Here is a 23396-nt window from a genome sequence, read left to right on the forward strand (position 1 = left end):
CGTGAAGCGACGCCGTCCGCTGTCACCGCTGTTGCCGGGAGCCCTCGGGCTCCTGGTGCTCACAACCCACCCGGTTGCCCTGGCAGCCGACGACATAGATCCCTCGCTGCGCACCATCGGGCCATCACTGTTGCGTGATGCACCCGACGCCATCCCCGCTCGTCCGCCGTCAGGCCAGTCGGCCAGCGCGGATGACCGACTGGGGCTCTCCGAAGCCGTGCTGGCTGCCGCGCAGTGGCACCCGAGCGTCGCCGAAGCCATCGGCAACCTGTACAAGCAAGGCGAAGGCATCAACGTGGCCCGCGCCGGTTATTACCCGCAGCTTTCCGGAGGTATCCGCACCGGCTACGACTCAGGCTACGGCGGTGACCGCAACAGCCAGGCCCTGAACCTGTCGCTCAAGCAGATGCTCTACGATTTCGGCAAGGTCGACAGCGCCGTCGATGCCGCCCACGCCGCCGCCACCCGGGCCCAGGCCAACATCCTGCTGGTGGTCGATGACCTGGCGCGCGACACCGCCTATGCCTGGATCGAAACGCGCCGCTACGAGCAACTGATGGTCATCGCCCGCGAGCAGATCCGCGGGGTCGACGACATCGCCGGCATGGCGCGCCAGCGCAGCGACATGGGCGCCAGCACCCGCTCCGATCTGGTCCAGGCCGAATCGCGGGTCGAGGCCGCTCGCGCCACCCTCGAGGAATACCAGGCGCAGTACCAGCGCTGGCGCTCGATCCTCGCGGCCCTGCTGGGCCGTGTGTCGCCACCGGCACTGGCCGAGGAAGCGCCGCCGGAGCTGAACCAGGCCTGCAAGCGCCCGGCCAATGGCGACGACCGCCTGCCCGCCGTGCTCATGGCCCTGGCCCTGCGTGCGCAATCGCAGGCGGAGCTGGCACAGGCCAAGGCCGAAGCCTACCCGACCCTGTCACTGCAGCCGCAGGTCAACCATTACCTGGACAATGACTACGACCGCGACAACCACAGCCTCGACCGGACCCAGGCCGGTATCTACCTGAACCTCGAGGTGCCGATCTACCAGGGCGGCGCCATCAGCGCCCGCAGCCGCGCCGCCGGCCACGCTCTCAGCGCCGCCGATTCCGCCGAGGATGCCGCGCGCCTGCAGGCCCGCCGTGGCCTCGCCGAAGCCATGGCGCAGACTTCCGGGCTGGGGCGCCGGCTGAATTCGCTGGAAGCGCGCCAGGTCAGCATCCAGGAAGCGCGCATGCTGTATGGCCGGCAGTACCTGGACCTGGGCACGCGACCGCTGCTCGACCTGCTCAACGCCGAGCAGGAAATCTATCAGTCACGTTTCGACCTCGCCGGCACACGCTCCGACCTGCTGCGCCTGGACGTCGACTGCCTGTACAACACCGGCGGCCTGCGCAGCGCCTTCGGTCTGGAAGGGCGCAACCTGCAAGGGGTGGAGATCGAGCCATGAACGATACCGTCAATCCGAGCCAGGCCAATCTGCAGCACAACGGCGAACAGGCAGTGGCCGAGCGCCCTGACCTCGGGCCCTGGCTGGAAGTGATGCTGCAAGTCGCCCACCACTACCGCCTGGACGTCTCGCCCCAGCGTATCCGCCTGGCCGCGGTGGAAGATGCCCGGCCACTGGACGAAATTCTCCGCCACATGGCGCGCCAGGCAGGCCTTGCGCTGCGCTTCGTGCGCTTCGACGCCAAGGCCCTCAAGCAATGGCGCACGCCGCTGGTGCTGGAGCTCGACGATGGCCAACTGGCCGTGGTCGAAGCGGTGACCGAAGAAAACGAGCTGGCCGTGGTGTTTGCCGGCGACCAGCGCCTGACCTCGCGCCTGCCGCGCAGCGCGCTCGAAGGGCGCATCAACCGGGTCGCGCTGATGCGCCCGGCGCGGCCCTTGCGCGACGTGCGCACCGACGACTACACCGCGCCCTACGACCGCCACTGGTTCGCCCGTATCGTGCTGCGCGACCTGCGCCCCTACGGGCAGGTGATGGTCGCGTCGTTGGTGGCCAACGTGCTGGCCTTGGCCGGTGTGCTGTTTTCCATGCAGGTGTACGACCGGGTGATTCCGGCCGAATCGTTGCCGACCCTGTACGTGTTGTTCGGCGGCGTGGTGCTGGCGCTGGTGTTCGATTTCAGCATGCGCCTGCTGCGCCTGAAAGTGACCGACCTGCTCGGCAAGCGCGCCGACCTGCGCGTGTCCGACCTGGTCTATGGCCACGCCCTGCGCCTGCGCAACTCGGCACGGCCAAAATCCACCGGCTCGTTCATCTCGCAATTGCGCGAGCTGGAATCGATCCGCGACCTGATCACCTCGAGCACCGCCACGGCGCTGGCCGACCTGCCGTTTTTCCTGCTGTTCCTGTTGGTGTTCTGGCTGATCGGCGGGGTGCTGGTGTTGATCCCGCTGGTGGCGCTGCTGGCCATGGTGCTGCCAGGGTTGCTCGCGCAGCGGCGGCTGGCGCGCCTGGCCAACGCGTCGATGCGCGAGTCGTCGCTGCGCAATGCCATGCTGGTGGAAAGCATCCAGGGCCTGGACGAAATCAAGGCGTTGCAGGCCGAAGCGCGCTTCGAGCGGCAATGGAACCAGTACAACGCCGCCTGCGCCCACACCAACCTGCGCCTGCGCACCCTGACCAACGGCCTGGTGACCTGGACCCAGAACGTGCAGGGTGCGGTGTTCGCCGTGGTCATCGTCATCGGCGCGCCCATGGTCATTGCCGGCGACCTCACCACCGGCAGCCTGGTGGCTGCCTCGATGCTGTCGTCGCGGATGATGGCGCCGCTGGCCCAGCTGACCCATGTACTGACCCGCTGGCAGCAAGCCAAGGTGGCGCTGCAGGGCCTGGACAAGCTGATGCAGTCCCCGGTCGACCACCCCGAAGGCGAAGCCCGCGTGCACCTGCCTGCCATCCGTGGCGAGTACCGGCTGCGCCAGGCCAACTTCCGCTACGAGGCCGAAGCGCCACCGGTGCTGAACATCGGCCAGTTGGACATCCAGCCGGGCGAACGGATTGCCGTGCTGGGGCGCAATGGTGCGGGCAAGTCGACCTTGCTGCAGGCCCTTGGCGGGGCCATGGACCTGGCGCAAGGCGAAGTCACCCTGGACGGCATCGCCCTGGCCCACCTCGACCCGGCCGACCTGCGCCGCGACGTGGGCCTGCTGCCCCAGTACGCACGTCTGTTCCACGGCACCCTGCGGGAAAACCTCACCCTCGGCGCCGGCCAGGCCAGCGACCAGGAACTGGTCGCCGCACTGGCTGCCACCGGCGCCCTGGACTTCGTCCGGCGCTTGACCAAGGGCATGGACCACCTGATCCTCGAGGGCGGCATGGGCCTTTCCGGTGGCCAGCGCCAGGCCCTGGTGCTGTCGCGTCTGCTGGTGCGCCAGCCGCAGGTGCTGCTGCTGGACGAACCCACCGCCTCGCTGGACGACATGACCGAGCGCAAGCTGCTCGACAGTCTCGACCGCTTCTGCCAGGGCCGGACTTTGGTGATCGCCACCCACCGTTTGAGCGTGCTGCAGCGCGTCGATCGGATCATCGTGCTCGATGGTGGGCGCGTCGTCGTCGACGACAGCCGCGACGCGGCCTTGGCGAAACTGCAAGGAGGCCAGGCATGAGCGACCATGAACTCCCCGCCTCCTACCTGGATGGCCAGGACGACCAGGCCGTGCTGCGCGCCGGGCGCGTCATCACCCTGTGCGCGCTGATGCTCGCCGCGTTTCTCGGCTGGGCTGCCTGGTTCGAGGTGACCGAGGTGTCGACGGGCACCGGCAAGGTGATCCCCAGCTCGCGGGAGCAGGTGATCCAGTCGTTCGAAGGCGGCATCGTCGCCGAGATGAACGTCGCCGAGGGCACCCTGGTCGATCGCGGCCAGGTGCTGGCCCAGCTCGACCCGACCAAGACCGCGTCCAGCGTCGGCGAGAGCGAGGCCAAGTACCGGGCGGCCAAGGCCAGCGTCGCGCGGCTGCGCGCCGAGGTGACCGGCAAGCCGTTGAACTTCCCCGACAGCCTGCGGGATTCGCCGGAGCTGATCGACGCCGAGACCGCCCTCTACGAAACCCGCCGACGCGGCCTGGAGCAGACCCTGGCGGGCATCGAGGACTCGCTGCGGCTGGTGCGCAGCGAACTGAAGATTACCGAGAACCTGGCCAAGATGGGTGCCTCCAGCCGGGTCGAGGTGATCCGCCTGAACCGCCAGCGCTCGGAGCTGGAGCTCAAGGCCAGCGAAGCGCGCTCGGACTACCTGGTGCGCGCCCGCGAGGAGCTGGCCAAAGCCAGCGCCGAGGCCGACAGCTTGTCGGAAGTGATCCGCGGTCGCAGCGATTCACTGTCGCGCCTGACCCTGCGCTCGCCGGTGCGCGGCATCGTCAAGGACATCGAGGTCAACACCCTGGGCGGTGTGGTGCAGCCGGGCGGGCAGGTGATGAAGATCGTGCCGATGGACGAGCGCCTGCTCATCGAAACCCGCATCGCGCCACGGGACATCGCCTTCATCCACCCCGACCAGGCGGCCAAGGTGAAGATCAGCGCCTACGACTATTCGGTGTATGGCGGGCTGGATGGCAAGGTGGTGGGGATTTCGCCGGACACCCTGCAGGATGAAGTGAAGCCGGAAATCTACTACTACCGGGTGTTCATCCGTACCGAGCAGGACAGCCTGCAGAACAAGGCCGGCAAGCGCTTTGCCATCGTGCCGGGGATGATCGCCACGGTGGATATTCGCACCGGTGAGAAGACCATTCTCGATTACCTGATCAAGCCGTTGAACCGCGCCAGGGAGGCATTGCGCGAGCGCTGAAGGCCGCTGCGCGGCCATCGCCGGCAAGCCGGCTCCCACAGGGACAGCACATTGCCAGAGCCTTGTGCTGTTCCTGTGGGAGATCAGCCAGTCCTTCGGGACTGGACTCTCAGCCGTTGCCGCGTACCACAGAGTAAGTCACCGACATGTCCACCTCTACAAAAGGAAGAATGTCTGCATTGGCGACGCTGAAGTTGAACGGGAACCCGCTGAATGTCTTGGGTGCAATAACGGGTTCCGGCGGCGTGCCAGACGCTGCTGCAAAATGAAGCGTGACCACATCCCCGGTGCGAAGCGGCGCGGTATTGGGTATATCGAACACCGCAATGGCTGTGTCGGAAGGCAAGAAGGCATTGGCGCCACTGCCCTGCACCTGGGCGCAGGTTGGGGCTGGGTAGTCCACCGCGCCGCTATCGACCACGTTGTAGACAACCTCACTCGACGACCGCCGGAGATCGAAGTCGGGGGTGAACGCCGAGTAACTCAAGGTCAGCGTGCCATCCACCAGCGGCTCCAGGAAGGGCAAGCTGACGTCAAACACAAGCTCCGTTTTTTCACCGCCCGGCGGGACTGTCAGGTCTGTCTCCCAGGTCATGCCACCGCCCTCGCCCACTTGCCCCGTCCAGGACAAGGTCACCACATCGCCCGCCCGCTGACCTGGATACAACGGAATGCGTACCTGCACCACTTCTTCGGTCAGCGTAGCGAGATCGATGGTGTCGCCAACGGCCTCCAGCAGCACGGGTGGCAGCAACTCAAGGGATTGGCCGACGATCGAGATAGAGCGTCTTTTCGATGGCCTGGCCGCTCCCCCCCCTTTGGGCTGCGACTCGTAGAAGACGTTTGCCGAACCATTGACCACCAGGGCAGCCAGTGCAAAGGGCAGTTCGAAAATCATGTCGCGAGCGCCATTGATGTCCCTCGCCGGCCAGTCATAAGGCACTTGCATGCCATCGGCATCGGCAGTCAATCCGATCCAGTGCATGGTGACCGTATCACCCCGCTCATAGCCGTCATAGATTGGGAGAATAATGACCACATCAGCGCCATTCAGCGCATCCAGGTCCAACCGGTACGGAGGGTTTTCTGCACCTTCGACCTCAGGTGCCTCAAGGGCATTCGGGTCTTCGACCGTTACGTAGGCAGGAGGCGAAGGGCGCGAGTAGTTCTGTACCTGGTCACGGATCTCGTAAAAAACCAGCAAATTATCGCCGCTGCCGCCGCGCTCGATTACATCTGCAGGCACTTGGATTACCACTGGATCTTTGCTGACATCTCCCTCTTCCAGGACGGGGTTATCGAAGCGCACCCCGTTCCAGATCAGCGTCAGTACATCGCCAGCTTGCATGAAGTCCCACGCATCTACTGTGACCGTTACCGGCGTAGCGGGTGTTTCGATTCTCGAAGGGATTACTATGGGGGCAGTCAGGAACTCGTTGATCGGCGTCTCAGGCTTGGGGTCCAGACCGCCAGGCACTTGCAGGTCGATCAGCACCTCGCGATAGTCTGAAAAGCGGAGATTCTGGGAGTTCGGATCGTAAATGGAATAGTAGAAATAACCAAGGAACGGTTCAGGAAACTCACGCACTGCCGGGGGTTCAGGCAGGCGTTCAAGTTTGAGAGCCTGCAGGAACCTGGGGTGGTGCTCGGGCTCCAGTTTACGTACAAGTTCAAGTACCAGGTCATCTGGGATTTTCATCAGTTCACGCGTTGCGGCGAAGCTCAGCCATCCCCTGTCGATGGTGGCCTGATCCAATTCATAAAATTGAATCCGAGTGTCCACCGGGCCTTCCTCTGGGGGTTGCGTGGATGGCTTTGTAAGGGTCCAGTACAAACCGATTTCGTCGCCCAGGCGAATGACTTCTGGCAGACGTGCACTCATCGGCACGAGACGCCGGGGATCGAAGAGTTCGTTCCAACCGAGGCCCTTGCGTTCGTTGCCCGGTGAATCCATGTCGGAAATCACAAGTGGGTTCAAGGCATCCGCCAGTGCGGCAACCTTGAGTTGATTGAGGAACTTTTCTTCTGCGCTCATGGTTGGTGTTCTTCATAGGTGAAAAAACGACCGCGCGGCCCATGCGTGCGGCATTGGCGCCAGGGGGAACAACAATTCTTTCCCGATGGCGTACTTCGAATGTATCCAGTAACGGGCACTTCGTAACCTGGCATTTTTACTAGTTCACAACCACAACGCTTGGCAAGACGCTTATTGCAAACCTTTGTCGAAAAAGTTCTACGCGGATTGCCGTAGAAGTCATTCTTGATCTTCATGAAAAAGAATGACTTCCCCGGCAAACCGTGAAGAACCTGATATTTCAGCGCCAGCCCTTATTCCGGCGCGCCTTACGAATATGCCAAGATCAGTGCCCATGACTATTCGGTGATCAAGCCATTGAACAGGGCGAAGCAAGCCTTGAAAGTTCGCAAGTCCAGTGAGTCTGTAAAAATCGGAGAGGGGCTTTCGCCCCTCTCTTTTTTTCACACCCAGTGGCTTACCTGGACTCGATATTCACCTGGATCCCGACCAAACGCGACAACCCACTGACCTCGCCGCCCTTATCAGTCACGCGATAGCCGAAGTAGAGCCGCTGGTTGTTGCCGACCTCCAGAATGCTCTCGCCGGCGAAGTTGATCGGCGTCTTCTTGTCCGGATCATCCACAGTACTGGAGCTCAGATAAATGCCGGAACTCTCCGCCTCGCTGGTCCCGACCCAAGGCTCGATGACATCGCCCTCGGCGACGCCGAAGTAGGGGTTGACGGCAGCGACCAACACACCTTGCTCCAGGTCGTCTTCACTGATCCCGCTGCGTTGTTCCTCAGTGAAGGCAATCGGAGGAAGGTTGTTATCGGAAACCGAAAGTGCGTGCTTTGTAGGCGCGCTTGTCATGCTCGCCATAACACCCGATGCTTTGGCGAACGTCGGTACCAGGCAACTACCGCCCGCCTCATTCATTGCGAATCGGACGAAGGCTTCGACATGATTGCTGTTGCGACCAAAGTCGTTGGCAAGGGAATAATTCAGCTTCGCACCGTTACGACAGATGAAGTAGGTTTTCGCATAGGGCAGCGCCACCTCGAAGTAACCATCGTCAATATGCGACTGTTCCAGTGGGACATCGGTTGCCGTGATCCTGGAATCTTCGATCTCGGCACCAGGAGGCGTGGGAGGGCCATTCGCATCCCCACTTTCAAGCCCCACGAAGTTGTAACTGATCGTTGGATTGAGGGCCAGGCCGATATTGGAAACACCCGCCAACGAAATACGCACGCTGGTACCTCTTGCACCAACCCGTTTGACGATGATATTGCTGGCATTCTTTTCCCAGAAATCAGCCGCCGCCAGCTGGTTACCATCACCCGGCAAAGCACTTGCTGACGCAACCTGCACTTCCTGGATGGGCGATCTGACCGTTACTGGCACGGTGCCCCCGCCCTCGGCAGGCAGTTCGCGGGTCAGCGTGAACCAAGTATCCACGGGCCCTACGCCAATGGCCTCGATCACATCGGTGAAGGGGATGGGAATTGGAATATTCGCGCCTTCATTGGGGACTGTCACCGTCATCGAAGCGATCTCTGGGTTAGAGATAGTCGCCCAATGCATCTGGATAACATCGTCCACCAGCCAGATTGGATTGTTATCCACACCTTGACGGAACACCGTGGCGACCGCGTCCTTGCCAAAATCCGTCGGATCGATGGTATTGACCGGGCTGGTCCCGCATTGAATGGAAGGCACCCTGATATTGCCGTGCTCGGGAAGTTCAGGATCGGGATCTGGATCCGGGCCGCCAGGTGTTCTCAGGTCTACCGGCACATCGACTTTCGGCGATGGCAGCATCGGACTACCGGCCCGAGTCATCTGATAGAGCACTTCGATGGCCATGCCATTACCCGCTGTAGCCACGGTGGCATAGGGCACTTCGATGTAGGCCACGGGCAAGAGAGGGTCACGATCCATATCGGCTTGGGTCAACGCATGGGGGTTGGTTGGCAAGCCCCCCCAGAGTACGACGATCGCGTCATTGAGCGCGGCGCCATCGTAACGCGGAATCTCCACGGTCACGCTGGGGTTGGCATCGTTGTAAGTCACCAGGCCGTCTGCTGCTTCAGGTACCACAGGTGGGTCGAGGGTAGGCAAGTTGATGAAGACATCGATCGCGGTCAGGTTGGATACCGGGCTCACATTACCCGCAAAATCGGTCACGCGATAACCGAAGTACATCGCCTGAGCATCGCCAACGGCGTCTAACTGTTCCCGCGTGAAACTGACCGGAAGCTGCAGTCTCGGATCAGTCACGGGGTAAGTCGGCGCCAGGTAGCTGCCATTGGTCGCGCTGTCACCGAGCCACAATTCAACGAGGTCACCTTCTTCGCCAAGGTGGTAGGGATCGACGATAGTGTTCAATTTACCATCGACATCGAGATCGCTGGCGGTGATGCCACTGAGTTGCTCATCAGTAAAGGCAATCGGCGGCAGCTCGTCGCCGCCGGCAGGTTGGCGATCGAAGCGTACCGAGAGAGGTAGGCCGGCCGCCACGCCAGACTCCGATGCCGTGTCGAAAAGGAAATAGTTCAATGAAACTGTGACATTCGCGCCCTGCGCGGGAAACTCGGTAGTCTTGTAAAAAAGGTCAAACTTGACAAGCGTCGGGTCGGTAAGATCAAACGACGCAAGATCAACCGGATCACCAATAAAGTTATCAGGATCTTCGAAATCATTATTGATGAAAAGTTGAATAGATAACGAGTTCCTGAATTCTGCCCCCTTGGGCACCTCTACCAGCAAATCAGCGGTCAACTTATCGATTGGAATGATCCCACGAATCGGATCACGGTCCGGGACGACAAGGGGGTCCAACATCAAGGGTGAGATCCCACTATGTCGTGGCGCACTAGTTTTTGAAAGCCGTATCGGAGCGTTCATCGGACACCATCCTTTAAGGTGAGACTTTGATATTCATATTCAAGAGCCACGCCATTACGCAACGGGTAATTATCCAGTCGGGTATTGGCAATAGGGTCGGCGATACCGCACTGGTAACGCCTTGGATGATGCTAGTTCGCATCGATTTGCCTGTAACCTAGCATTTTTACCAGGTAGCCCGTGGCCTCTCATACGGGTAAATATCAAGGTATTGAATGGAGCGACACGCAAGTCAGGTCTCTCGGCTGTATAACAACAAGTTTATGGGGAAACCAGCATGGACGTTATTGACCGTGAACGCTCACAACGATTTCTTCTACTTCCCCTGTGCATCGGCTTTTCCGGTACCTTGTACGCAGCCAACCTGCCGCCCGGTAGCAACGTCACGGTTCGCCCCGGTGACCCTGTCGAACGCTGGACGCTGGACGCAGCCAGCCTGACCATCGAACCCGGTGGCCAGTCGCTTACGATCCTCGCCAACCCTGGCTCGAACCTCACGCTCGACGGCGCCACGGTGAATGGCGGCAACCTGCGCGCGGTGGTGTTGACGGAAAGCCAGGGCACCATCCGCAACGCCACCGTGATCTCCGACAACAACACCGCGCTGTCAGTGGTCAGGGGGGTGGACGAGTCAATCCCGGGCTCGACGGTACAAGTGGAAAACACCACGATCAGCGGAGCAGGCCGTGGCCTGAATGTCGATGGTGGCAGCAGCGCAACCGTCATTGGCTCGCGCATCACCGGTACAGGTGCCGTAGGCGGCTCCATTGCCGGCAGCGGGCTAGGCGTAACACTGGTTGGCGGCGAAGCTGTCTTGCGTGATACCACCGCCACCGGCAGCAATTGGGCGGCAGGGCTGTTTTCCAATTCTCCCGGCAGTGCAAACCCGCATCTGGTGCTGGAACACGCCAGCCTGGAATCGAAAACCGGGAGCACGATCGTGGTCAGCAATCTTGGCAGTGGCCCCATGCTCGCCACCATCGAAATCCGTGACGGATCATCCTTGCGGACCGCCAACGGCACGCTGGTCGAAGTCGGCCTGCCCGGCGACTTGCCAAATCGTATGGCACAGGCGCAATTGACTGTCGATGCCAGTGCCCTGGCGGGCAATATCCAGGTGGCCGATGGTGCAGTGGCGGATGTGCTGATGAGCAATAACGCCTCCCTGGCCGGTAATCTGAACAATGTTCGCAACCTGACACTGGATGCCAGCCACGTCAGCGGCAACCTCATTCAAGCCGAAGGTTCGACTGCCACGGCAACCCTGCGGGCAGGTTCGACGCTGAGCGGCAATGTGCAAAACATCGGCAGCCTGCACCTGGACGCCAGCAGCCTGAGCGGCAATGTGGTCTCGGCGTCCGGTAGCAGCACGGCGGTGACGCTTGAGCATGGTTCGAACCTTGCCGGCTCGGTCATCAACGCGGGCAGCCTGGCGTTGGACAACAGCCGTATGAGCGGTGACCTGACCCAGGATGCGAACACGCCGGGTACCCTGAGCCTGAGCAACGGTGCGCACCTGACCGGCACGCTCGATCAGGTTGGCAATACGCTCATCCAGACAGGGTCGACCTTCGACATGGTCGGCGATTCGAAGGTGGCCGGTTTGCGCCTCGATGGCGGTACCGTCAACTTGCGCGGCGGCAACGCTGCATTCCGTACCTTCACGGCTTCAGGACTCGAAGGCAACGGCACCTTCGTGCTGGGCACCGACCTGGCACAAGGCCAAGGCGACCTGGTGAACATCGAAGGCCAGGCCGAAGGCAACCACCGCTTGGCCATCGTCAATACCGGTGTGGAACCGGCCAGTGACTTTGCACAACGGGTAGTGCATACCGAAGGCGGCAACGCCAGCTTTACCCTGCTCGGCAGCAATGGGCTGGTAGACCTCGGCACCTTTTCCTACGAGCTGGAGCAACAAGGTACCGATTGGTATCTGGCACAGCATTCAGCCCCGATCATTTCTCCTGGCACGCAAACTGCCATTGCCCTGTTCAGTGCGGCGCCGACGGTCTGGTATGGCGAACTCAGCACGCTGCGCAGCCGGATGGGTGAATTGAGGAAAGGTTACGGCCAGGGTGGATTCTGGGCACGCACCTATGGCAACAAGTATCGCGTCTCGGCCGACGACCAGGTGAACTACGGACAAATCCAGCAGGGTGTGTCATTGGGTGTCGATACCACGCTGCCAAGCCAACAGGGCAAATGGTTGGGCGGCCTGCTGGCTGGCTACAGCAACTCCGAGTTGAACATGCAGCAGGGCAGCAACGGCGGTGTCGACAGCTACTACGTAGGCCTCTACACGACCTGGCTCGCAGACAATGGCTACTACGTGGACGCAATCCTCAAAGCCAACCGCTTCGACAACAAGGCGGATGCGCGAATGAACGATGGGGAAAAGTCCAAGGGAAATTACGACAACTATGGCGTGGGCGGATCGATCGAAGCCGGTCGACACATCACGCTCGATGACGGCTGGTTCGTCGAACCGTACCTGCAAGTATCAGCGCTGTGGGTAGAGGGTGAGCACTATGAACTGGACAATGGCCTGCAGGCGGACAGCAATCGAGCAGACTCATTGCTTGGAAAAATCGGTACGCACATCGGTCGAACGCTGCCACTGGACAAAGGGGGGGTCGTGCAGCCCTATGTGAAGCTGGCAGTGGCCCGCGAGTTTGCGCGCAACAATGAGGTCAAGGTCAATCGCACGACCTTCCATGACGACCTGTCCGGGAGCCGAGGGGAAATCGGTGCCGGCGTTGCCGCACAACTCACCGACATACTGCAGCTGCACGCCGACATCGATTACAGCAACGGCAAGAACATCGAACAACCGTGGGGCGTGAATGTTGGGCTTCAGTTCGCCTGGTGATCCGTAAAAGATGTAACTACGTGTAATTTATTGAGGGCTTTTCTTACACCCATAATCAGAATTTTCCTGCGGGAACTTGTGAATCATTCCGGTCAAATGGCGCCTCGATTTTTTAACCGAGAACGACCATGAACCCCGTGAAAGCCTGCACGTTGGTTGCCTTCGGGATTGCTTCAGTGTCTCCCGTACTGGCCAACGAAACCATCATCCTTCCGCCTAACAGTTCCTACACCGTACGCGAAAGCAGCCCCGTCAAGCGCTACGAGCTGGAAAGAAGGGCCACGCTCAATGTAGTGCCAGGCGGCAAGACCAACAGAATCTTCGCCACTCAGGGTTCCCGCGTGAACATGCAGCAGGGCAGGGTCGACTCGACCGGTATTCATGCCCTCACCCTGAGCAACAGCCACGCAGTCATCGATGGCAGCACCATCGTTGCCACCGTCGACCCCGCAAAACCCAATGCCACAGCGTTCGGCATCAACCTTATCGGGGCAGAACAAGCCTCCACGGCGCGCATCAGCAACAGCACCGTGTCAGGGGTGGGCCGAGGCATCAATGTGACCAACAGCGCGATACTGGACCTGAGCAACACCCAGGTCGACGGATACGCCGGAGGGCCTGGCAGCGGCGCAGTGACAGGCGGCGCCGGGGTGGTAGTGGCAGGCGCCACTGCTTTCGTGCGCAACGGTAGCGTGGTATCGGGCGACAACAATGGCGTGGTCCTTTTTTCGAGTTTCACCGGGCTCAAAGAGCAGGGTGCGACGCTGGTGCTCGATCAATCTGCCGTGGTGGGACGTCAGGGCAGTGCCATCAAGGTCATACGACCCGATACCACCACCGAGACCGCATACATCGAGATCAACAACGGCTCGACGCTCTCGGCCGGTAATGGCGTCATCGTGGAAGTCGCCGAAGGCGCCAGCGCCAACGCCCTCGTCAACAACAGCCACCTGACCGGCAACATCGTCGCCGAGCAAGGTGCCAGCCTCGACCTGAGCTTCGCCAATCAGTCCAGCCTGACCGGCAGCATCGACAACGCCCACTCCTTGTCCATCGACGGCAGTTCTTCGTGGATCATGACCGGCGACTCCAGCATCGACAGCCTGAACCTCGCCGGCGGCACAGTGAACCTGCGCGGTACCGAGGGCAGTACCGGCTTCAGCCGCCTGCAACTGGGCGAACTGTCCGGCAACGGCACCTTCATGCTCGGCACTGACCTGGCCAGCCAGCAAGGCGACTTCCTCGATGTCACCGGCAAGGCCAGCGGCAATCACCAACTGCTGGTGGCCAACACCGGTACCGACCCGAGCGCTGACGTGGCCGCCCATCAGGTGGTGCACACCGGCGAAGGCAGCACCTCCCAATTCGGTCTGATCGGCGGGCAGGTGGACTTCGGCACCTTCGCCTATGAGCTGGAGCAGCGCGGCGATGACTGGTTCCTGGTGCGCAAGGGCGACACCACCACCCCCGGCGCCCGCTCGGTCACTGGCCTGTTCAGCGCCGCGCCGACCGTATGGTACGGCGAATCGAGCACCTTGCGCGGGCGCATGGGTGAGTTGCGCAATGGTCAGGAACAAGGTGGCGGCTGGCTGCGTAGCTACGGCAACAAATACAAGGTGGCGGCGGGTGCCGGCGCGGCCTATGACCAGGTCCAGCAAGGCATCGCCTTTGGTGCCGATGCACCGATGCCTTCGGCTAATGGTCAGTGGCTGGTAGGCGTCATGGGTGGTTACAGCCGTTCGGACCTCGACCTCTCGGGCGGAACCACCGGCAAGGTCGACAGCTTCTACCTGGGTGCCTACACCACCTGGCTGGCGGACGACGGCCTGTACATCGACGCGCTGATCAAGGCCAACCGCTTCCAGAACAAGTCGGACGTGCGCATGAGCGATGGTCGCAAGGCCAAGGGCGACTACAGCAACAACGGTATCGGCGCCTCGGTCGAAGTGGGCAAGCACATCAAGCTCGACGATGAGTGGTTCGTCGAACCGTTCGCCCAAGCCTCCGTGCTGTGGGTGGACGGCGCCAGCTACAGCCTGGACAACGGCATGCGTGCCAGCACCCGCAGTGCCGATTCGATGCTGGGCAAGGTCGGTAGCCATGTCGGTCGCACCTTCCCATTGCGTGATGGCGGCTTCGTGCAGCCCTACGTGAAGGTCGCCGGTGCCCACGAGTTCGCCCGCAACAACCCGGTGAAGATCAACGACAACAGGTTCGACAACGACCTCTCTGGCAGCCGCATCGAACTCGGCGCCGGGGTAGCCGCGCAAGTGACCGACACCGTGCAGGTACAGGTTGGCTTCGACTACATGAAGGGCAACCATATCGAGCAGCCCTGGGGCGTGAACCTGGGGGCACGTTACAATTTCTGACTACCGAGGGGCCGCAAGGCCCCTTCTTTTTGCCTAAAGCCTGGCCGGTCCGGGCCGATAACCCGGCATTCTCTCCTGATACACACTTGCCTGAAGGTTCCCAATGGCCACGCAAAATGCCCGCGCGGACTCGCTGTCCCTGCTGCTGTTCACCCTGCGCAGCGGCAAGCTGATGGCAATCAACCTGCTCAAGGTCAGCGAGATCATCCCCTGCCCGACGCTGACCAAGCTGCCCGAGTCGCACCCCCATGTGAAAGGCGTGGCGACCCTGCGCGGCAATTCGCTGTCGGTGATCGACCTGTCCCGGGCCATCGGCGAACGCCCGCTGGCCGATCCCGACGGCGGCTGCCTGATCGTCACCGAGATCAGCCGCTCGCGCCAGGGCCTGCACGTGCAGGCCGTGAGCCGCATCGTCCATTGCCTGAGCACCGACATCAAACCGCCACCCTATGGCTCGGGCAACCGTTCGTACATCACCGGCGTGACCCGGGTCGACGACCACCTGGTGCAGGTACTGGACATCGAGAAGGTCATCCATGCCATCGCCCCGCCGCAACCTGCGGCGCACCCGGGGGCCCTCGGCGAAGAAGACGCCAGCCTGCTGGCCGCCGCCAATATCCTGGTGGTGGACGACAGCCAGGTCGCGCTGCAGCAGTCGGTGCATACCCTGCGCAACCTCGGCATCGACTGCCACACCGCCCGCAGTGCCAAGGATGCGATCAACGTATTGCTGGAGCTGCAAGGTACAGCCCAGGAAATCAACATCATCGTGTCGGACATCGAGATGTCGGAAATGGACGGCTATGCGTTCACCCGCACCCTGCGCGAAACGCCTGACTTCCAGCACCTCTACATCCTGCTGCACACTTCGCTGGACAGCGTGATGAGTGCCGAAAAAGCCCGGCTGGCCGGGGCCAATGCGATTCTCACCAAGTTCTCTTCGCCGGAGCTGACCGACTGCCTGGTGGTCGCCGCCCGCACCGTGGTGTTTGCCGAACGCTGAGGTCCGTGTTGTCATATTCGGCGACAAACTCCCTGGCTCGTCGCCGGGGATGACTCGGGCATAATTCGCGCCCCTCGGATCATTCGTCGGAACCGCGCCATGAAGTTTTCCAGCTTTCTCCTGATCGCTTGCACCCTTTTCAGCGGCATGACCCAGGCCTCCAGCAGCCAGGCCTGGAACGAACAGCGCCAGCAGATGCTCAAGGCTTGCCTAGCAGCCAGCCAGTTCAAGGATGCCCACGCCCGCGGCAAGCCTGCGGAGTTCGATGACCAGGTGGGCTTCAGCGCGCTGTTGATCGAAGGAGTCTATCCACAGAAGCACATGCAGGGACGCACCGGAACCGAGCTGTGCCTGTACGATCGCAAGCAGCAGCACGCTTTTGTCAGCGAGTGGGATCCTGAGGCCCGGTGAGCTGACAGGTGGAAGCAGGCCCGGCCTCATCGCTGGCAAGCCAGCTCCCACAGGGGGCGAGCAGCGCCAACGATTGTTGTGGGAGCCGGCTTGCCGGCGATGAGGCCGAAACTGTCAGCGCTGTCAGCCAGCCGTCATGCTGCCGACCCGGTCAGGGCGCTATAAGATGGGGTACAGACACCCCCTTCCCCTGGCCAAGGTGCCCGCACCGATGCGACGTCCTTCCCGCTCTCTCCTCCTGGCCACCGCCGCACTGCTGGTCCTGGCGGCCCTGGGTATCTGGTACGGCCAGCGGCAGGCGCCGGTCACCCGCGCAGCCACCGCCATCCCGGTGCGCGTGGTCAGCGTCGCCCAGCAGGACGTACCACGCTACGCCAGCGCCATCGGCTCGGTGCTGTCACTGCACAGCGTCGAAGTGCGCCCCCAGGTCGAGGGCGTGCTGACCCAGGTGCTGGTCAAGGAAGGCCAATGGGTCAAGCAAGGCGACCTGCTCGCCACCCTCGACGACCGCAGCATTCGCGCCTCGCTCGACCAGGCCCGCGCTCAGCTCGGCCAGAGCCAGGCGCAGATCCAGGTGGCCGGTGTCGACCTCAAGCGCTACAAGCTGCTCAGCACCGACGACGGCGTGTCCAAGCAGACCCTCGACCAGCAACAGGCGCTGGTCAACCAGCTGCAAGCCACGGTCAAGGGCAACCAGGCGGCCATCGCCAATGCCGAAGTGCAGCTGTCCTACACGCAGATCCGCTCACCGGTGACAGGGCGCGTCGGCATCCGCAATGTCGACCCCGGCAACCTGGTGCGCACCAGCGATACCCAGAGCCTGTTCAGCGTGACCCAGATCGACCCCATCGCCGTGGAGTTTTCCCTGCCGCAGCAGATGCTGCCGACCCTGCAAGCCCTGCTCAAGGCGCCCACGCCAGCGCTTGTGCAAGCCTTCATGGACGCCGATGGCGAGCGTAGCCTGCTGGGCGAAGGCCACCTGGCCCTGATCGACAACCAGATCTCCGCCAACACCGGCACCGTGCGGGTGAAAGCCGAGTTCGACAACAAGGATGGCCGCCTGTGGCCAGGCCAGCTGGTGACCGTGCGGCTGCGCACGGCGATGGACGAAAACGCTCTAGTAGTACCGCCGCCGGTGGTGCAACGCAGTATCGATGGCCACTTCGTCTACCGGGTGGACGGCGACAAGGTCACCAGCGTGCCGGTCAAGGTGCTGTACCAGGACAGCACCTTGAACATCGTCGCCGGAGTCAAGGCCGGTGACCGCCTGGTGCTCGACGGCCAGTCGCGCCTCAAGCCTGGTGCGCGGGTCGAGGTCACGCCAGACGCGCCGGCAGCGGCCAAGATGGCCGAGCGCAGGAGCCAGCCATGAACAACCGCAATGGCGTCTCGGCCTGGTGCATCGACCACCCCATCGCCACCCTGCTGCTGACTTTCGCCATGCTGCTGCTCGGGGCCATCGCCTTCCCGCGCCTGCCCGTGGCGCCATTGCCCGAGGCCGACTTCCCGACCATCCAGGTCACCGCCCAACTGCCCGGCGCCAGCCCGGAAACCATGGCCTCGTCGGTCGCCACGCCGCTGGAGGTGCAGTTCAGCGCCATCCCCGGCATGACCCAGATGACCAGCAGCAGTGCCCTGGGCTCGACCACGCTGATCCTGCAGTTCACCCTCGACAAGAACATCGACACCGCCGCCCAGGAGGTCCAGGCCGCGATCAACACCGCCACCGCGCGCCTGCCCCAGGACCTGCCCAGTCCGCCCACCTGGCGCAAGGTCAACCCCGCCGACAGCCCGGTGGTGATCCTCACCGTCAGCTCGGCGCAGATGCCCGGCAACGAGCTCAGCGACTATGCCGAGACCCTGCTGGCCCGCCAGCTCAGCCAGATCGAAGGGGTCGGCCTGATCAACATCACCGGCCAGTTGCGCCCGGCCATCCGCGTCCAGGCGCAGCCCGAGAAGCTCGCGGCCATCGGCCTGACCCTGGCCGATGTGCGTCAGGCCATCCAGCAGACCAGCCTCAACCTGGCCAAGGGTGCGCTGTATGGCGAGCACAGCGTGTCGACCATCGCCGCCAACGACCAGCTGTTCCATCCCGAGGACTACGCCAGGCTCATCGTCAGCTACCGCAACGGCGCGCCGGTGCACCTGAACGACGTGGCCAAGGTGATCAACGGCGCCGAGAATGCCTACGTCAAGGCCTGGTCCGGCGACCAGCCGGGGTTGAACCTGGTGATCTTCCGCCAGCCCGGGGCCAACATCGTCGATACCGTGGACCGCGTGCTCGACGCCCTGCCCCGCCTGGAGGAGATGCTGCCGGCCTCGGTGGCGGTGTCGGTACTGCAGGACCGAACCCAGACCATCCGCGCCTCACTGCACGAGGTGGAACTGACGCTGATGATCGCCGTGGCGCTGGTGATCGGGGTGATGGCGCTGTTCCTGCGCCAGTGGTCGGCGACCTTCATCGTCTCCAGCGTACTGGGCGTGTCGCTGATCGCCAGCTGCGCGCTGATGTACGTGCTGGGGTTCAGCCTCAACAACCTCACGCTGGTGGCCATCGTCATCGCCGTGGGCTTCGTGGTGGACGATGCCATCGTCGTGGTGGAGAACATCCATCGCCACCTGGAAGCCGGCGACGACAGCCGCACCGCGGCGCTCAAGGGCGCCGGCGAAATCAGGTTCACCGTGGTGTCGATCAGTTTCTCGCTGATCGCCGCGTTCATCCCGCTGCTGTTCATGGGCGGCGTGGTCGGGCGGCTGTTCAAGGAGTTCGCCCTGACCGCCACGGCCACCATCCTGATTTCGGTGGTGGTGTCGCTGACCCTGGCCCCGACCCTCGCGGCGCTGATCATGCGGCGCCCGCCCGGCGAACATGACGGCGGCTTCGGCGCGCGCCTGCTGCGTTGGTACGAGAAGGGCCTGGACCGCGCCCTGGCACATCGGCGCCTGACCCTTGGCGTGTTCGGCCTGACCCTGGCGCTGGCGGTGGCCGGCTACGTGGGGATTCCGAAGGGCTTCTTCCCGTTGCAGGACACCGGCTTCATCCTCGGCACCAGCGAGGCAGCGGCGGACGTTTCCTATCCCTCGATGATCGAAAAACACCTGGCGTTGGCGAAGGTCATCGGTGACGACCCGGCTGTGCGCGCCTATTCGCACTCGGTCGGGGTCACCGGCAGCAACCAGACCATCGCCAACGGCCGTTTCTGGATCTCGCTCAAGCCACGCGGCGATCGCGAGGTCTCGGCCAGCGAATGGATCGACCGGATGCGCCCGAAACTGGCCCAGGTGCCCGGCATCGTCCTGTACCTGCGCGCCGGCCAGGACATCAACCTCAGCTCCGGGCCTTCGCGCACCCAGTACCAGTACGTGCTCAAGAGCAACGACGGCGTCGCCCTCAACCTGTGGACCCAGCGCCTGACCGAACGCCTGCGCGAAAACCCGGCCTTCCGCGACCTGTCCAACGACCTGCAGCTGGGCGCCAGCGTCACACGCATCGACATCGACCGCCAGGCCGCGGCGCGCTTCGGCCTGACCACCACCGACGTCGACCAGGCGCTGTACGATGCCTTCGGCCAGCGGCAGATCAGCGAATTCCAGACCGAGACCAACCAGTACAAGGTGATCCTCGAACTGGACGCTCGCCAGCGCGGCAAGGCCGAAAGCCTCAACTTCTTCTACCTGCGCTCGCCGCTGACCAACGAAATGGTGCCGTTGTCGGCCCTGGCCCATGTGGCCGCGCCCAGCACCGGGCCGCTGTCGATCAGCCATGACGGCCTGTTCCCGGCCGCCAACCTGTCGTTCAACCTGGCGCCCGGCGTGGCCCTGGGCGATGCAGTACAGATCCTCGACCGCACCCAGCGCGAACTGGGCATGCCCGATTCCATCGCCGGCAATTTCCAGGGCGCCGCCCAGGCGTTCCAGAGCTCGCTGTCGAGCCAGCCCTACCTGATCCTGGCCGCGCTGGTGGCGGTGTACATCATCCTCGGCGTGCTCTACGAGAGCCTGGTCCACCCGCTGACCATCATCTCCACCCTGCCCTCGGCAGGCCTGGGCGCGATCATCCTGCTCTGGGGCAGCGGGCAAGACTTCAGCATCATGGGGCTGATCGGCGTGGTGCTGCTGATCGGCATCGTCAAGAAGAACGGCATCCTGCTGATCGACTTCGCCCTGGAAGCCCAGCGCCATCAGGGCATGACGCCCGAGCAGGCGATCCGCCAGGCGTGCCTGGTGCGCTTTCGCCCGATCATCATGACCACCCTGGCCGCACTGCTGGGCGCGCTGCCGCTGATGTTCGGCTTCGGCACCGGTGCCGAGCTGCGCCAGCCGCTGGGCATCGCCGTGGTCGGCGGCCTGTTGGTGAGCCAGGCGCTGACGCTGTTCACCACCCCGGTCATATACTTGGCCCTGGAGCGCCTGTTCCATCGCCGCAAGGCGGCCCCTGCGGCCGCGCCAAGTGCCAGCTGAGACAAGACGACCATGCGTGTGCTGATCATCGAAGACGAAGAGAAAACCGCCGACTACCTGCATCGCGGCCTGAGCGAGCAAGGCTTCACCGTCGACCTTGCGCGTGACGGCATCGACGGGCTGCACCTGGCCCTGGAAGGCGACTACGCGGTGATCGTGCTCGACGTGATGCTGCCGGGCCTGGACGGCTACGGGGTGCTGCGCGCGTTGCGCGCGCGCAAGCAGACACCGGTGATCATGCTCACCGCCCGCGAGCGTGTCGAAGACCGCATCCACGGCCTGCGCGAAGGCGCCGACGACTACCTCGGCAAACCGTTTTCGTTCCTCGAACTGGTCGCCCGCCTGCAGGCCCTGACCCGCCGCAGCAGCAGCCACGAGCCGCTGCAGATCCAGGTCGGCGACCTGTGGATCGACCTGATGGCGCGCAAGGCCAGCCGCGCAGGCCCCCGCCTGGAGCTGACCGCCAAGGAGTTCTCGCTGCTCAGCGTGCTGGCCCGGCGCCAGGGCGAAATCCTCTCCAAGACCGCCATCGCCGAGCTGGTCTGGGACATCAACTTCGACAGCGATGCCAATGTCGTCGAAGTGGCGATCAAGCGCCTGCGCGCCAAGCTCGACGGACCGTTCGACAACAAGCTGCTGCACACCATCCGAGGCATGGGCTATGTCCTGGAAAACCGTGCCGGTTAACTCCCTCGCACTGCGCCTTTCGGCGCTGTTCATCCTGGTGGCGCTGGCCGTGTTCGTGCTGATCGGCTCGGCGCTCTACCGCCAGGTCGACCGCAGCCTCGACCTGCTGCCGGCGGCCGAGCTGGACGCGCGCTACAGCGTGCTCGAATCCACCCTCAACCGCTTCGGCACGCCCGAGCACTGGGCCAAGATCACCAACAAGCTCAACCTGCTCAGCGAGGAGGACAAGCGCATACGGTTCTGGGTAGTGAGCAGGGTAGTCAGCAGCAACCCGGCCTTCGAGTACGGCCACCCCAGCGAGCTGGTGCGCGCCTTCGCCGAAGGCCCGCAAGGCATGCGCGAACTGCGCCTGCCCGACCGCCCCTATCCCTACAAGGTGCTGGTGAGCGAACTGCCGGCCCTGGGCGATCGGCCACCGCTGCGTTTCTTGATCGCCATCGACACCGAAACCTTCTGGCAGGCGCAGCACAGCCTGCTGGTGGCCATCGTCGGCCTGGCCGTGCTGGGGGTGCTGCTGGCCTCGCTGCTGGGTTACTGGGTGGCCCGTATCGGCCTGCGCCCGCTGCTGGCCCTGTCCAACGAAGCCCAGGCCCTGGCACCGCCGCGCCTCGACGGCCGCCTGCAAACCAGCAAGCTGGCACCGGAACTGGCGCAGTTCGCCGGCGCGTTCAATGCCGCCCTCGACCGGGTCAGCCAGGCTTACTCACGCCTCGAAGCCTTCAACGCCGACGTCGCCCACGAACTGCGCTCGCCGCTGACCAACCTGATCGGCCAGACCCAGGTGGCCCTGACCCGCGGCCGCAGCGCGGAGCACTACTTCGAAGTGCTGCAATCGAATCTGGAGGAGCTGGAGCGCCTGCGCAGCATCATCAACGACATGCTGTTCCTTGCCAGCGCCGACCAGGGCAGCAAGGCCACGGCACTGACCCAGGCGTCACTGGCCGAGGAAGTGGCGACCACCCTCGATTACCTGGACTACATCCTCGAAGACGCCCAGGTCAGCGTCACGGTCAGTGGCGATGCTCTGGCCCCCATCGAAAAGGCCCAGCTGCGTCGGGCGCTGATCAACCTGTTGAACAATGCCGTGCAGCACACCGCGCCGAACCAGGCTATCCAGGTGCACATCGATGCCGGCCCGCAGCAGGTCAGCATCGCCGTGAGCAACCCGGGGCCGGCGATCGAGGATGCCCACCTGCCGCTGCTGTTCGAGCGCTTCTACCGGGTGGATGCAGCCCGCAGCAACAGTGGCGGGGGCAACCATGGGTTGGGCTTGGCGATCGTCAAGGCGATCGCAGTGATGCATGGTGGGGATGTTTTCGTGCGTAGCGAAGGTGGCTCGAACACCTTCGGCATTCGCCTGCCAAGCGCTCAAACACGCGGGTTTGGGGCGAAAGTCTAATTGCTTTTCAACGCAATCATTACCTTTTGCGCAACAGTGCTTATCACCAGGGACGCTGTTTCCAGGGCCTTGAAACGACTAACTTTAGCCCTGTTCCCATTAGCACTTGCGTTGCAAGAAGGTAGTTTCAAAATGTCCAACAGTATGGGTATTGCCAGCGTTTTCGTTCTGTCTTCCCTGTTGTTGTCGCCCCTGGCCATGGCAGAAGAATCCCAGGCCTTTGTCGCCCGTAATGCAGAACTTGCCGCTGTTCATCAGGAAGCCCGCGAAGTCGTCGCACAGAAAGCCGACGCCTTGAAAGCACCGGAACAGACAGCCTCTAAAGTATCCGTCGAAGCCAACGCCGACAGCTGAGTTCACCTCGCTGCCGCCCGAGTTTTCCCTCGGCTACGTCATGGGCAGCACCGCTGCCGATATGTTAGCCTTTTAAAGCCGCTGCCGATCAGCGGCTTTTTTATGTGCTTTGACGATCAGCCTGGTTGTTACGT

The 23396-nt window shown here is 63.0% G+C and carries 14 protein-coding genes; 12 read left to right on the plus strand and 2 right to left on the minus strand.

The annotated features are described in order from the left end of the window. Position 1 precedes the first annotated feature (1 nt). Genes PPL01S_RS03300 through PPL01S_RS03310 form a run of 3 tightly spaced genes read left to right on the plus strand, consistent with a single transcriptional unit; the run spans position 2 to position 4781 of the window. On the plus strand, positions 2 to 1435 hold the full coding sequence (locus PPL01S_RS03300; protein ID WP_016393950.1) for a TolC family outer membrane protein: 1434 nt from the start codon (positions 2 to 4) through the stop codon (positions 1433 to 1435). Beyond that, positions 1432 to 3600 (plus strand): type I secretion system permease/ATPase, encoded by a 2169-nt coding sequence (locus tag PPL01S_RS03305; protein ID WP_028625315.1) that lies wholly within the window; start codon positions 1432 to 1434, stop codon positions 3598 to 3600. Before PPL01S_RS03300 ends, PPL01S_RS03305 begins: the two co-directional genes overlap by 4 nt. Continuing rightward, positions 3597 to 4781 (plus strand): HlyD family type I secretion periplasmic adaptor subunit, encoded by a 1185-nt coding sequence (locus PPL01S_RS03310; protein WP_016393948.1) that lies wholly within the window; start codon positions 3597 to 3599, stop codon positions 4779 to 4781. The genes PPL01S_RS03305 and PPL01S_RS03310 overlap by 4 nt, the downstream gene beginning before the upstream one ends. A gap of 109 nt (positions 4782 to 4890) precedes the next feature. Here the strand turns inward: PPL01S_RS03310 and PPL01S_RS03315 are convergent, their stop codons facing one another. Together PPL01S_RS03315 and PPL01S_RS03320 are read right to left on the minus strand one after the other, a co-directional pair. After that, positions 4891 to 6816, minus strand: coding sequence for a hypothetical protein (locus PPL01S_RS03315; RefSeq protein WP_028625314.1), 1926 nt, complete (start codon positions 6814 to 6816; stop codon positions 4891 to 4893). A 457-nt stretch (positions 6817 to 7273) separates the two neighbouring features. Next, positions 7274 to 9643 carry a hypothetical protein gene (locus tag PPL01S_RS03320; RefSeq protein WP_016393945.1) on the minus strand — a complete coding sequence of 790 codons (2370 nt, stop codon included), beginning with the start codon at positions 9641 to 9643 and terminating at the stop codon, positions 7274 to 7276. A gap of 340 nt (positions 9644 to 9983) precedes the next feature. Between PPL01S_RS03320 and PPL01S_RS03325 the strand changes: the two genes are divergently transcribed. The 9 genes from PPL01S_RS03325 to PPL01S_RS03365 all read left to right on the plus strand — a co-directional run bounded on the left by PPL01S_RS03325 (position 9984) and on the right by PPL01S_RS03365 (position 23262). After that, positions 9984 to 12575 carry an autotransporter outer membrane beta-barrel domain-containing protein gene (locus PPL01S_RS03325; protein ID WP_081833298.1) on the plus strand — a complete coding sequence of 864 codons (2592 nt, stop codon included), beginning with the start codon at positions 9984 to 9986 and terminating at the stop codon, positions 12573 to 12575. Positions 12576 to 12703: 128 nt separating this feature from the next. Next, on the plus strand, positions 12704 to 14947 hold the full coding sequence (locus PPL01S_RS03330) for an autotransporter outer membrane beta-barrel domain-containing protein (RefSeq protein ID WP_016393943.1): 2244 nt from the start codon (positions 12704 to 12706) through the stop codon (positions 14945 to 14947). 103 nt (positions 14948 to 15050) lie between these two features. Next, complete coding sequence (locus PPL01S_RS03335; protein ID WP_016393942.1) at positions 15051 to 15950, plus strand: chemotaxis protein; 900 nt, start codon at positions 15051 to 15053, stop codon at positions 15948 to 15950. A 99-nt stretch (positions 15951 to 16049) separates the two neighbouring features. Next, complete coding sequence (locus PPL01S_RS03340; protein WP_016393941.1) at positions 16050 to 16361, plus strand: hypothetical protein; 312 nt, start codon at positions 16050 to 16052, stop codon at positions 16359 to 16361. Between the two features lie 211 nt (positions 16362 to 16572). Beyond that, positions 16573 to 17733 carry an efflux RND transporter periplasmic adaptor subunit gene (locus PPL01S_RS03345; protein WP_016393940.1) on the plus strand — a complete coding sequence of 387 codons (1161 nt, stop codon included), beginning with the start codon at positions 16573 to 16575 and terminating at the stop codon, positions 17731 to 17733. Next, entirely contained in the window at positions 17730 to 20822 is a 3093-nt protein-coding gene (locus tag PPL01S_RS03350; RefSeq protein WP_028625312.1) for a multidrug efflux RND transporter permease subunit, read from the plus strand. The genes PPL01S_RS03345 and PPL01S_RS03350 overlap by 4 nt, the downstream gene beginning before the upstream one ends. A 12-nt stretch (positions 20823 to 20834) precedes the next feature. Next, positions 20835 to 21509: a heavy metal response regulator transcription factor gene (locus PPL01S_RS03355; protein ID WP_028625311.1), complete on the plus strand. Its 675-nt coding sequence runs from the start codon at positions 20835 to 20837 to the stop codon at positions 21507 to 21509. Beyond that, on the plus strand, positions 21484 to 22908 hold the full coding sequence (locus PPL01S_RS03360) for a heavy metal sensor histidine kinase (RefSeq protein WP_028625310.1): 1425 nt from the start codon (positions 21484 to 21486) through the stop codon (positions 22906 to 22908). Before PPL01S_RS03355 ends, PPL01S_RS03360 begins: the two co-directional genes overlap by 26 nt. Positions 22909 to 23040: 132 nt before the next feature. Next, complete coding sequence (locus tag PPL01S_RS03365) at positions 23041 to 23262, plus strand: hypothetical protein (protein ID WP_016393936.1); 222 nt, start codon at positions 23041 to 23043, stop codon at positions 23260 to 23262. The last annotated feature ends 134 nt before the right edge of the window (positions 23263 to 23396 follow it).

The organism is Pseudomonas plecoglossicida NBRC 103162 = DSM 15088 (genome assembly GCF_000730665.1).
Lineage (GTDB): Bacteria > Pseudomonadota > Gammaproteobacteria > Pseudomonadales > Pseudomonadaceae > Aquipseudomonas > Aquipseudomonas plecoglossicida.